Genomic DNA, 11,964 nt, shown 5'->3' on the forward strand with positions numbered 1-11,964 from the left:
CCCCGATACCGGAACCACCATGACGCTCACCGACGACCAGCGCCGGATCCTGCAGGACATCGACAGCACGACGCCGATCAGCGAGGCCGAGACCAAGTGGGCGGTCGATGCCGGCCTGGCCGTGCTTGCCGAAGACGGCGACATCGACCTCAGCGACGCGGGCCGCGAGGCGCTCGACACGCGCTGACACGTTCTGCAACGCACACACGAAACGGCCCGCGTTCGCACGCGGGCCGTTCGTTGAAGATGGTCGGGGTAGCCGGATTTGAACCGACGACCACTTGTCCCCCAGACAAGTGCGCTACCAGGCTGCGCTATACCCCGGAATCCGGAAATTATACCGGGAAGCGGGCGTTTCGCCCATGCCCGATCAACGCTTGAGCAGTTGCAGCACGTCCTCGAGTTCCATGCGCACCTGGCGCACGATCTGGTTGCTCAGTGCGGACTCCTGCTTGGCGCCCTCGCCTTCGAGCCGCAGGCGCGCGCCGCCGATCGTGTAACCCTGCTCGTACAGCAGGCCGCGGATCTGGCGGACCATCAGCACGTCGTGGCGCTGGTAGTAGCGACGGTTGCCGCGGCGCTTGACCGGCTCGAGACTCGGAAACTCGGTCTCCCAGTAACGCAGGACGTGCGGCTTGACGTCGCACAGCTCGCTGACTTCACCGATCGTGAAGTAGCGCTTCGCCGGAATCGGCGGCAGTTCGCGGTTGCTGCCCGGGTCAAGCATGGAGCGCGCCCACCGAGCCGGTGTACGCCTCGACGCGTTCCTTGAGCTTCTGCCCCGGACGGAAGGTCACGACCGTGCGCGCGGAGATCGGAATCTCCTCGCCGGTCTTGGGATTGCGGCCCGGGCGCTCGTTCTTGCGGCGCAGGTCGAAATTGCCGAAGCCCGACAGCTTGACCTGGCGGCCCTGCTGCAGCGCATCGCGCAGCACGTCGAAGAAGGCGTCGACGAATTCCTTCGCCTCGCGCTTGTTCAAGCCCACTTCCTCGTAGAGCTTCTCGGCCATGTCCGCCTTCGTCAGTGCCACGCCACCACCCCCCTGTGAGGCTCAGCCCCGGATCTTCGCGTCGTGCTGGCGCGCCAGCGCGGCCACCACATCCGCGACGACGGCATCGACATCGCGGTCGGTCAGAGTGCGTGAACTTTCCTGCAGAATCAAGCCCATGGCGAGACTCCTGAACCCCGTTTCGACCCCCTGCCCGGCGTAACGGTCGAACAGGCGGACGTCGGCCAGCAGCGGTCCCGCGGATGCACGAACCGTCGCCTCGAGCGCGGCCCAGTCGACCGATTCGGGCGCAACGATGGCGAGATCGCGACGCACCGACGGGAACTTCGACAGGCCGGTCACGCGCGGCAGCGGACGTGCCTGCAATGCCGCGGCTTCGAGTTCGAAGGCGACGACGGGCACGTCGATGTCCAAGGCGCGTAGCAGGCGCGGATGCAGTTCGCCGATCCAGCCGACACGACGCCCGTCGCGCAGCACGTCGGCCGAGCGGCCCGGATGGCCATGCGGCGCAGTCGAGCGCGCAAACGAGAGCTGCGCACCCGCGACGGCGGCAAGCGCCTCGAGATCGCCCTTCAGATCGAAGTAGTCCACCGGGCGCGACGCATCGCCCCACTGCTCGGCACCGGCATCGCCGGCAACCGCGGCCGCGACCTGCAGCGTCTCGACCGGCGCCGCGCCTGCGGCCTCGGCCTGCGCGAACACCTTACCCAGTTCGAACAGGCGCACGCGATCCTGCTGACGCGCGAGGTTGCGCGCGAGCGAAGAGACCAGACCCGGCAGCAGCGCGGTGCGCATCACGCCGAGTTCGGCGCTCAGGGGATTGGCCAGCGGCACGCTGCCGGCCGCCATCTGCCACGCGGCGAGCAGCGACGCATCCACGAAGGCGAAGTTGACGGTTTCCAAGCAATCGCGCGCGACCATCTGGCGGCGCAGCTCGGCCTCGGCGACGCGGGTCTCGCTGGGCGCGGCGATGCGCGTGGCGCCGCCCGGCAGCGTGGTCGGCACGCGGTCGTAACCGTGGATGCGCACGACCTCTTCGATCAGGTCCTCCTCGATCGCCAGATCGAAGCGGCGCGTCGGCGCGGTGACCTGCCAGCCGGCGTCGTCGGCCACGACGTCCAGACCCAGCGCACGCAGGATGCGTTCGACTTCGGCATCTTCGACGGTCAGGCCCAGCACGCGTGCCAGGCGCGCGCGGCGCAGGGCGATGGTGCGCGGGGTGGCGATGTGCGCGTCGAGTTCGGCCGCGGTCACCGGACCAGCAGTGCCGCCGGCGACATCGAGGATGAGGCGCGTCGCGTACTCGATCGCGGTGCGCGGCAGTTCGGGATCCACACCGCGCTCGAACCGGTGCGCGGCATCGGTATGCAGGCCCAGCTTGCGGCTGCGGCCGATGATCGCATCCGGCGCGAAGTGCGCCGATTCGAGAAACACGTTGCGGGTGCCGTCGGTCACGCGCGTGTCGAAGCCGCCCATGACGCCGGCCAGCGCGACGACGCGGTCCGCGTCTGTGATCGCGAGGAACTGTTCGTCCAGCGTCGCGTCGCGACCGTCGAGCAGCTTGAGCGCCTCGCCCTTGCGCGCGCGGCGCACGCCGACCGGGCCCGTCAACAGGTCGCGATCGAAGGCATGCATCGGCTGGCCGAGTTCGAGCATCACGTACTGGGTGACGTCGACGAGGAAGCTGACCGGACGGATGCCGCTGCGGCGCAGACGCTCGGCCATCCAGACGGGCGTCGGACGCGTCGCGTCGACACCTTCGATCACGCGACCGAGATAACGCGGCGCGTCCGCACCTGCGTCGAGCACGACCTGCAGGGATGCGTCCGAGGTGGGCGACACGGCCGGCGCATCGAGCGGTGCGACTTCGCTGCCGCAGGCCGCGGCCACGTCGAAGGCGATGCCGCGGATGCCGAAGCAATCGGCGCGGTTGGGCGTGAGCTTCAGTTCGATGGTCGCGTCCGGCAGGCCGAGATAGTCGGCCAACGGCGTGCCGACCGGCGCGTCGTCCGGCAGTTCCAGCAGACCGGACGCATCGGCATCGATGCCGAGTTCCCTTGCCGAGCAGAGCATGCCGTTCGACTCGACGCTACGCAGCTTCGCGGCCTTGATCGTCAGGTCACCGACCTGCGTGCCGATCGTCGCCAGTGGCGCGACCAGGCCCGGCCGCACATTCGGCGCGCCGCACACGATCTGCAGCGTCGTGCCGCCAGCGTCGACCTGACAGACCTGCAGGCGATCGGCTTCGGGATGCTTCTCGGCCGAGACGATGCGCGCGACGACGACGCCTTCCAGCGAAGTGCCCAGCGGCGTGATCTCCTCGACCTCGAGGCCGATCGCGGTCAGCGTCGCGGCCAGTTCTTCGCGGCTCGCATCGGTCTTGACGTGCTGGCGCAGCCAGTTTTCGCTGAATTTCATTGTGAAATTCCGTAATTCGTGATGGGTGATTCGTGATTCGACAAAGCAGCGTTTCCGCAACCGGTGACCATGCGCGTGACCCGCTTTTCCGAATCACCAATCACGAATCACCAATCACGGTGCCTCAGGCGAACTGCCTTAGGAAGCGCACATCGTTGTCGAAGAACGCGCGCAGATCGTCCACGCCGTAGCGCAGCATCGCGAAGCGCTCGACACCGAGGCCGAACGCGAAACCGGTGTAGCGCTCGGGGTCGATGCCGACCGCCTTGAGCACGTTCGGGTGGACCATGCCGCAGCCCAGCACTTCCAGCCAGCGCGTGCTGCCGTCGGCCTGCTGCCAGGCGATGTCGACCTCGGCGCCCGGCTCGACGAACGGGAAGTAGCTCGGACGGAAGCGCATTTCGAAATCGCGCTCGAAGAACGCGCGGACGAATTCGCTCAGCGTGCCCTTGAGATCGGCGAAGGTCGCGTGTTCGTCGACCAGCAGACCTTCGACCTGGTGGAACATCGGCGAATGCGTCTGGTCGCTGTCGGAGCGGTAGACCTTGCCGGCCGCGATCATGCGCAGCGGTGGTGCGTGTTCGCCCATGTAGCGCACCTGCACGCCGGAGGTGTGCGTGCGCAGCAGGCGGCCGTCGCCGAAGTAGAACGTGTCGTGCATCGCGCGCGCGGGATGGTGCGGCGGAAAGTTCAGCGCCTCGAAGTTGTGCCAGTCGTCCTCGATCTCGGGACCGTCGGCGAGCTCGTAACCCAGGCGTCCGAAGATGTCGGCGATACGCTCTAGCGTGCGGCTGATCGGATGCACGCCACCGCGCGCGCCGTCGCGGCCCGGCAGGGTCACGTCGATGGTCTGCGAGGCCAGCTTCGCGTCGAGCGCGGCATCTTCGAGCGCGACCTTGCGCGTCGACAGCGCGCTGCCGATCGCATCGCGTGCACGGTTGATCGCCTCGCCCGCGGCCTTGCGCTGGTCGCCCGGCAGCGCACCGAGCGCCTTGAGCTGCGCGGTGATGCTGCCGCTCTTGCCGAGCAGTGCGACGCGCAGCGTCTCCAGCGCCTCGGGCGTGGTGGCCGCATCGATATCGGCAAGCGCCTGGTTCGAAAGGGAGTCGATTTCGCTCATCGCACTGCTGGCCCGTCGGTGATGGGGGAATGCGGCGCGGGAAATTCCCGGCGCCAGAAACAACGATGGGGAAGGACTTGCGCCCTTCCCCACGTGACCGCCGGACGGATCCGGCGGCAGTACCGCTTTACGGTGGAGACGACGGCCTCAGGCCGCCAGCGCGCCCTTCGCCTTCTCGGCGAGCGCGGTAAAGCCGGTGGCATCGTTGACCGCGATATCGGCCAGGACCTTGCGGTCCAGCGTGATGCCGGCCTTGAGCAGACCGTTCATGAAACGGCTGTAGCTGATGCCGTTCATGCGTGCGGCCGCGTTGATACGCGTGATCCACAGCGAACGGTAATCGCGCTTCTTCTGCTTGCGACCGATGTACGCGTACTGCTGGGCCTTGATGACGGCCTGCTTGGCAACGCGGAAGACCTTGCGACGGGCGTTGTAATAGCCCTTCGCGCGGCCGAGAACCTTCTTGTGACGGCGACGTGCTTGGACGCCACGCTTGACTCGTGCCATGGGTCAGTCCTCCTCAGAGATACGGCAGCATGCGGTCGAGACGACCGGAGTCGCACGCCGGGATGTGGTTCGTCTGACGAAGGTTGCGCTTCCGCTTGGTGGCCTTCTTCGTGAGGATGTGGCTGCGGTTTGCGTGGCCGGCCTTGTACTTGCCGGACGCGGTCTTCCGGAACCGCTTGGCGGCGCCCCGGTGCGTCTTGATCTTGGGCATTGCGAGAGTCCTTGTAGGATGCGTTTTTACTGGCCGGGCGGTGGCTTTCGCCACGCTTTCCATTCCTGCCCATGCCAATGTTTGAGCCTGTGACCCCGAACGGGATCCAGGCCGGTCCTGGATTGGTGGTGCCACCCGGCGAACCGGGAGCCGCGCATTATGCCGCGCGGCGATTGCGCTTGCAAATCATCGGTTTGCCCTGCCGCGGCAGTGCGCGTATGCCAAGGCTGCCCGCAGGCCGCGCCCCGATCAGGCGGTCCGACATGGACACCGCGGCCCGGACATGAAAAAGGCGCGGCTTTCGCCACGCCTCTTTCGACCGACAGCGGCCCCGAAGGACGCCCGTCAGGTCTTCTTCTTCGGCGCGATCATCATCACCATCTGCCGGCCTTCCAGGCGCGGGCGCGACTCGATGACGATGTCTTCGCCCAGGTCGGCCTCGATGCGCGACGCCATCTCGCGGCCCAGCTCCTGATGGCTCATCTCGCGGCCACGGAAGCGGATGTTGACCTTGACCTTGTCGCCTTCCTCGAGGAACCGTCGCATGTTGCGCAGCTTGATCTGGTAGTCGCCCTCGTCGGTGACCGGCCGGAACTTGAGTTCCTTGATTTCCTGCTGCTTGGTCTTCTTCTTGGCCTCGTTGGCCTTCTTCTGGGCTTCGAACTTGAACTTGCCGAAGTCCATGATCTTGCAGACCGGCGGATCGGCGTTCGGCTGGATCTCGACGAGGTCCAGACCCTCGTCTTCGGCGGCGCGCAGGGCGTCGTCCCGCGACAGGACGCCGATCATCTCGCCGTCCGATCCGATGACACGGACCCGCGGCACGCGGATCTCACTGTTACGCCGGTTCTGCTTGTCCTGGGTGCTAATACTCGAAATCTCCGAAATGGAACATGCCGCCGGCGTCAGGGCCGGCGGGCCGTCCGGTGCGGGCCATCATGGCGCCGCGCCGGTGAAGGAATCATGCTGGAACGTGCTCGCTGCGCAGGCGGGCGGCGAAGTCCTCGACCGACATCGTGCCCAGGTCTTCCCCGGTCCGCGTGCGTACGGCGACCATGCCGTTCTCCTTCTCGCGGTCTCCCGCCACGAGCAGATACGGCACGCGCTGCAGCGTGTGCTCGCGGATCTTATAGCCGATCTTTTCGTTCCGCAAATCGGCCTCGACCCGGACACCTTGATTTGCAAGGGATTTCCGGACTTCATCGACGAAGTCGGCCTGGGCGTCGGTGATGTTCATCACCACGGCCTGCACCGGGGCCAGCCAGCTGGGGAACTGGCCGGCGTGATGCTCGATCAGGATGCCGATGAAGCGCTCCATCGAGCCGACGATCGCCCGGTGCAGCATCACCGGATGCTGCTTCTGGCTGTGCTCGTCGACGTACTCGGCGCCCAGGCGACCGGGCATCATGAAGTCGACCTGCATCGTGCCCAGCTGCCAGGTGCGACCGATCGCGTCCTTGAGGTGGTACTCGATCTTCGGGCCGTAGAATGCGCCCTCGCCCGGCAGCTCCTGCCACTCCACGCCAGCCGAACGCAGCGCGCTGCGCAGCGCATCCTCGGCGCGGTCCCAGGTGGCGTCGTCGCCGAGGCGCGATTCGGGGCGCAGCGCGATCTTGATCTGGATGTCGTCGAAACCGAAGTCGGCATAGACCTTCAGCGCCTGCGCGTGGAAATCGCGCACTTCGCCTTCCACCTGGTCGGGCGTGCAGAAGATGTGGCCGTCGTCCTGGGTGAAGCCGCGCACGCGCAGGATGCCGTGCAACGCGCCGGAGGGCTCGTTGCGGTGGCAGCTGCCGAACTCGCCGTAGCGGATCGGCAGATCGCGATAGCTGTGCAGGCCCTGGTTGAACACCTGCACGTGGCCCGGGCAGTTCATGGGCTTCACCGCATAGGTCCGCTTCTCGGACTCGGTGAAGAACATGTTCTCCTTGTAGTTGTCCCAGTGGCCGGACTGCTTCCACAGCGCGACGTCGAGGATCTGCGGACAGCGCACCTCGCCGTAGCCGCTGTTGACGTAGACGCGGCGCATGTACTGCTCGACCACCTGCCAGATCGCCCAGCCCTTGGGATGCCAGAACACCAGGCCCGGCCCCTCTTCCTGCAGGTGGAAGAGCTCCTGGGCCTTGCCGATGCGGCGGTGGTCGCGCTTCTCGGCTTCCTCGATGCGCTGGATGTAGGCCTTGAGCTGCTTGGCGTCCGCCCAGGCGGTGCCGTAGATGCGCTGCAGCTGCTCGTTCTTCGAATCGCCACGCCAGTACGCGCCGGAGATGCGCGTGAGCTTGAACGCCTTCAGGAACCGTGTGTTCGGCACGTGCGGGCCGCGGCACATGTCGACGTATTCCTGGTGGTGGTACAGACCCATCTGCGTGATGTCGTCAGGCATGTCCTCGATCAGGCGCAGCTTGTAGTCCTCGCCGCGGGCCTTGAACGTCTCGATGACCTCCGCGCGCGGCGTCATCTTCTTGATGACGTCGTACTCGGTGTCGATCAGCTCGGCCATGCGCTTTTCGATCGCGGCCATGTCGTCGGGCGTGAACGGGCGCTCGGAGTAGATGTCGTAGTAGAAGCCGTCGTCGATCACCGGCCCGATGACCATCTTGGCATCCGGGTACAGCTGCTTGACCGCGTGGCCGACGAGGTGCGCGCAGGAGTGGCGGATGATCTCCACGCCCTCGGCGTCCTTCGGGGTCAGGATCTGCAGGCGTGCGTCCTGGTCGATGAGGTCGGAGGCGTCGACCTGGCGGCCGTCGACCTTGCCGGCAACGGTAGCCTTGGCCAGGCCGGGGCCGATGGACTGGGCAACGTCCATCACCGAGACGGGATGGTCGAACTCGCGGCGGCTGCCGTCGGGAAGCGTGATCGTGATCATGGGGACCGGTATCTGGGATGTCGGGAGTTGGACCGGAATCCGGTCCACAGGCCGCGTGGCGGCCAAGAAAAAGGCGCCGCGAAGGCGCCTGGTGCAGGAGGCCTCGAGGCGTTCAGCGCTGGGCGGTGGTAGTGCTCATGTCGCACGCTCGGCCGGCGTTGCCGCGGGCCACCTGTCTGCAGGATGACGGACGGCGATGGTAACGCAGAACACGGGCGCGGCGGGACGGACGCGGGATTGCGAAGCGCCTGTAACAGGCACAGAATGACAATGATTCGCATTGCACTACCGCGAACGGTTCGCGCCTGTGCCGCGGACCGGTGATCGATCAGCGCAGCTCCGCAACCCGCCCCTTCGAGACTCCAGACCCGATGTCCGTCCAGTTCCGCGCAGCCCTCTGTCCAGTCAGCGTCGCGATCCGCGCCGCCCTCGCCCTGTCCGTGCTGTCTGCCGCGGGCGTCGCCGCCGCGCAGGACGCCACGACGCTCGATACGGTGCAGGTCACCGCGCCGATTCCGAAGAACACCGGCACCGCGACCAAAACGGACACGCCGCTGATCGAAGTGCCGCAGTCGATCTCGATCGTCACCGCGCGCGACCTGCAGGATCGCGGGCTGCACGCCGTCGACGAAGCCATGTGGTACGTGGCCGGCGCCCAGGGCGGCGTCTACGGCATGGACACGCGCAGCGAATGGTTGCTGGTGCGCGGCTTCCAGCCGGCGCGCTATCTCGACGGTCTGGCCCTGCCGACTGGCACCTGGACCGGCCAGACGCGCATCGAGCCCTATGGCATGGCGCGCATCGAAGTGCTCAAGGGCCCGGCCTCGGTCAACTACGGCGCGATGCCGCCGGGCGGTCTGGTCAATTACGTGACCAAGCGCCCGACCGAGGACATGGCCAACGAGGTCGAGGTGCAGGTCGGCACCGACCGCATGCGCCAGGCCGCGTTCGACATCGGCGGCGCGCTCGGCGACGGCGGCACCCTGCGCTATCGCCTGACCGGCCTGGCCCGCAACAGCGACAACTTCGTCGACACCATCCACGACGACCGCTACTACTTCGCGCCGTCGTTGACCTGGACGCTGGACGAGGCCAACACGCTGACCCTGCTGGCGCGCTGGCAGAAGGCCGACACCAAGAACGGCGCCGGCTTCCTGCCGGCGGTCGGCACGCTGCTGCCGAATCCGAACGGCCAGATCAGCCCGAGCCTCTACACGGGCGAACCGAACACCAACGACTACGTGAAGACCGTCGCCGCGATCGGCTACGACTTCAGCCATGACTTCGGCGACGGCACGCGGTTCCAGCAGAACGTGCGCTATGAGGATTCGAAGGTCGACCCGACGGTGATGGTGTTGCCGAACGGCTTCCAGGCCGGCAGCGACCGCACGCTGTACCGCTATACCTGGTCGATCCGCGAGAACGCGAAGACCTTCGGCATCGACAACAACCTTCAGTGGCGCTTCGGCGACCGCGTCGAGCACACGGTGCTCGCCGGCCTCGACTACCGCCGCCTGACCAGCGACTACCGTTACGGCTTCGGTGGCTTCACCGCCGACGACGCGGTACCGGGACTGGACGCGTTCAATCCGGTCTACGGTTCGCTGCCGAACGTCGTTCCGGTGTTCACCGGTGAGACGCTGCAGCGGACCGCGCAGACCGGCCTGTATCTGCAGGACCAGATCAAGGCCGGCAGGTGGCTGCTGACGCTGGGCGGACGCCAGGATTTCGTGGGCACCGACACCAACGGCGCGCACCAGAGCGACGACCGGTTTTCCGGTCGCGTCGGCCTGACCTACCTGTTCGACAACGGCCTGGCGCCGTATGCCAGCTGGGGCCAGTCGTTCGAAGTGGTCGGCGGCACCGAAGCCCCGGCGCGCGGCGGTCGTGCGTTCGAACCCACGACCGGCGAGCAGGTCGAGGTGGGCGTGAAATACCAGCCCGTCGACGGCGATCTGTTGCTGACCGCGGCGGCCTACGAGATCCGCCAGAACAACGTCTCGGTGATCGACCCGGAGAACACCGGCTTTTCGATCCAGCAGGGCCAGTACACCTCGCGCGGTCTCGAGCTGGAAGGCCGCTGGAATGTCGCGCGCAACGTCAGCCTCTACGGCGCCTACGCGTTGATCGACACCGAACTGACGAAGACCACCGATGCCGCGACGCTGGGCAACCGGATCCCGCTTCAACCGCGCCACAGCGCGTCGGTCGGCGGCGATTACACCTTCACCGATGGCGCGCTGCGCGGGCTCGGGTTCGGCGCGGGCGTGCGCTACGTCGGCGAACACTACGGCGACGTGGGCAATGCATGGGAAGCACCGTCGCACACCCTGTTCGACGCGTCCGCGCACTACGACGTCAGCAACTGGCGCTACCAGCTCAACGTGCAGAACCTGGGCGACAAGCAGTACGTGAGTACCTGCAATTCGGCCGCGTGGTGCTACTACGGCTACCCGCGCACCGTAACCGCCAGCGCGCGCTACACCTGGTAAGCATTGCGACGATGGGATCGGCCCGCATGCAGAACGCGATCGCGATGACCACCGATCGGCCCGTGACCGACACGTCGCGGGCCGGTATCGCGACGGTGCTGTTCCTCGGCCTGACCTGCGGCGTGCAGATGAGCGACCGCGGGCTGCAGTCGATCCTCTCGCCCGCGATCCGCGCGACCTTCGACGTCGGCGACGCGGTGATGGGCGCCCTGCACGGCATCGCCGGCATCCTCATCGCGAGCGCGCTGGCGATTCCGCTGGCACGACTGGCCGACCGGCACTCGCGCAAGCGCATCCTGCTGGCGCTGATCGCGGCGTGGACGCTGTTGACCCTGCTCGGGGCGCTGGCACCGAACTTCGCGTGGTTCTTCGCCGGCCGCGCCGCCGCCGGCATCACCGAGTTCGCGATGATTCCGATCGTGTATTCGCTGATCCCCGACCTCGTCGGCGAACGCATGCGCGTGGCCGCCAATCTGTCCTTCGCGGCGCTGATGGCGCTCGGCGCCAGCGCGGGCTTCTATCTCGGCGGCGATCTGCTGGCCCTGATGGGCGGTCTCGAAGGCGTCGGCTGGCTCGGCCATCTCGAACCCTGGCGACGCACGATGGCGTTGCTGGCGCTGGGCGGTCTGCCGCTGCTGGCGCTGGGCGCCCTGACGCTGGATCCGCCGCGCCAGACCTCCGTCAGCGCGGCGTCCGGGGCGGCGTCGCTGCCCGGGTTCGTGCGCGCACACCTGCGTCAGATGCTGCTATTCGTCGGCGCCGCGGGCGGCATCGCGATCGCGGTGCAGGCCCTGGTGCCGATGATCGCGATGGCGCTCGAACGCCGCTATGCGGCCGATCTGGGCGGCGTCGGCCATACGCTCGGCATTCTCACGTTCGCCGGCACGATGCTCAGTCTGCCGGTGGCGTGGATCGTCGATCGCACGCTGCGCGGGCGCCTGGGCCTGCGCGCGCGTCCGGCGCTGATGGGCGCGGCTACGGCGCTGGCGGTGCCGTGCGCGGCCCTGCTCGCATTCGCGCCGACGACGTCCGCGGCCCTGGCCATGACCGGTGCCTTCCTGCTGACGACCTGCATCGCCAACGCACTGATCCCGACCATGCTGCAGGATCTCGCCCCGGTGGCCCTGCGCGCGCGTGCTTTCGCCGCCTACAGCTTCCTGATCGCCGCGTTCTGCGCGGTGGGACCGTTGCTGGCAGGTGGCATTTCGCAGTTCCTGCTGGCCGACGACCTGCTGTCGGCGATCGCGCTGGCGGCCGTGCCGCCGATGGCGCTGACCCTGGTGTGCACGGCGCTGTGGTGTCTGCGCCCGGATGCGCCGACGCACGCCAGCTGAGCC

The 11,964-nt window shown here is 67.4% G+C and carries 11 protein-coding genes and 1 tRNA gene; 3 read left to right on the forward strand and 9 right to left on the reverse strand.

All coding sequences use genetic code 11. The features are described 5' to 3' along the window. The first annotated feature begins 19 nt into the window (after nucleotides 1-19). Nucleotides 20-187: a hypothetical protein gene (locus E2F49_RS16325; RefSeq protein WP_165971133.1), complete on the forward strand. Its 168-nt coding sequence runs from the start codon at nucleotides 20-22 to the stop codon at nucleotides 185-187. A gap of 60 nt (nucleotides 188-247) precedes the next feature. Here the strand turns inward: E2F49_RS16325 and E2F49_RS06710 are convergent. From E2F49_RS06710 to thrS, 9 genes are all read right to left on the reverse strand, one after another. Next, nucleotides 248-324: transfer RNA gene (locus E2F49_RS06710), tRNA-Pro, on the reverse strand. A gap of 46 nt (nucleotides 325-370) precedes the next feature. After that, nucleotides 371-727: a MerR family transcriptional regulator gene (locus tag E2F49_RS06715; protein WP_096209477.1), complete on the reverse strand. Its 357-nt coding sequence runs from the start codon at nucleotides 725-727 to the stop codon at nucleotides 371-373. Next, nucleotides 720-1,031 (reverse strand): integration host factor subunit alpha, encoded by a 312-nt coding sequence (locus E2F49_RS06720; protein ID WP_133393097.1) that lies wholly within the window; start codon nucleotides 1,029-1,031, stop codon nucleotides 720-722. Before E2F49_RS06720 ends, E2F49_RS06715 begins: the two co-directional genes overlap by 8 nt. Nucleotides 1,032-1,052: 21 nt before the next feature. After that, entirely contained in the window at nucleotides 1,053-3,428 is a 2,376-nt protein-coding gene (gene pheT / locus E2F49_RS06725) for a phenylalanine--tRNA ligase subunit beta (RefSeq protein ID WP_133393098.1), read from the reverse strand. 124 nt (nucleotides 3,429-3,552) lie between these two features. Then, complete coding sequence (gene pheS, locus E2F49_RS06730) at nucleotides 3,553-4,548, reverse strand: phenylalanine--tRNA ligase subunit alpha (RefSeq protein WP_133393099.1); 996 nt, start codon at nucleotides 4,546-4,548, stop codon at nucleotides 3,553-3,555. A gap of 147 nt (nucleotides 4,549-4,695) precedes the next feature. Continuing rightward, nucleotides 4,696-5,055 (reverse strand): 50S ribosomal protein L20, encoded by a 360-nt coding sequence (gene rplT, locus E2F49_RS06735; protein ID WP_055249159.1) that lies wholly within the window; start codon nucleotides 5,053-5,055, stop codon nucleotides 4,696-4,698. A gap of 13 nt (nucleotides 5,056-5,068) precedes the next feature. Beyond that, nucleotides 5,069-5,266 (reverse strand): 50S ribosomal protein L35, encoded by a 198-nt coding sequence (gene rpmI / locus E2F49_RS06740; RefSeq protein ID WP_055249161.1) that lies wholly within the window; start codon nucleotides 5,264-5,266, stop codon nucleotides 5,069-5,071. 345 nt (nucleotides 5,267-5,611) lie between these two features. Continuing rightward, a complete protein-coding gene (infC, locus tag E2F49_RS06745; protein ID WP_208004839.1) occupies nucleotides 5,612-6,145 on the reverse strand; it encodes a translation initiation factor IF-3 in 534 nt (177 codons plus the stop codon). A gap of 82 nt (nucleotides 6,146-6,227) precedes the next feature. Beyond that, nucleotides 6,228-8,135, reverse strand: coding sequence for a threonine--tRNA ligase (gene thrS, locus E2F49_RS06750; RefSeq protein ID WP_133393101.1), 1,908 nt, complete (start codon nucleotides 8,133-8,135; stop codon nucleotides 6,228-6,230). A 371-nt stretch (nucleotides 8,136-8,506) separates the two neighbouring features. On the opposite strand from thrS, the gene E2F49_RS06755 reads away from it, so the two are divergent. Together E2F49_RS06755 and E2F49_RS06760 are read left to right on the forward strand one after the other, a co-directional pair. Further along, complete coding sequence (locus E2F49_RS06755) at nucleotides 8,507-10,627, forward strand: TonB-dependent siderophore receptor (protein WP_133393102.1); 2,121 nt, start codon at nucleotides 8,507-8,509, stop codon at nucleotides 10,625-10,627. A gap of 26 nt (nucleotides 10,628-10,653) precedes the next feature. Continuing rightward, nucleotides 10,654-11,961, forward strand: a complete 1,308-nt coding sequence (locus E2F49_RS06760; protein WP_165971134.1) for an MFS transporter — start codon at nucleotides 10,654-10,656, stop codon at nucleotides 11,959-11,961. Nucleotides 11,962-11,964: the final 3 nt, after the last annotated feature.

Source organism: Luteimonas terrae (genome assembly GCF_004358165.1).
Classification (GTDB): Bacteria; Pseudomonadota; Gammaproteobacteria; order Xanthomonadales; family Xanthomonadaceae; genus Luteimonas; species Luteimonas terrae.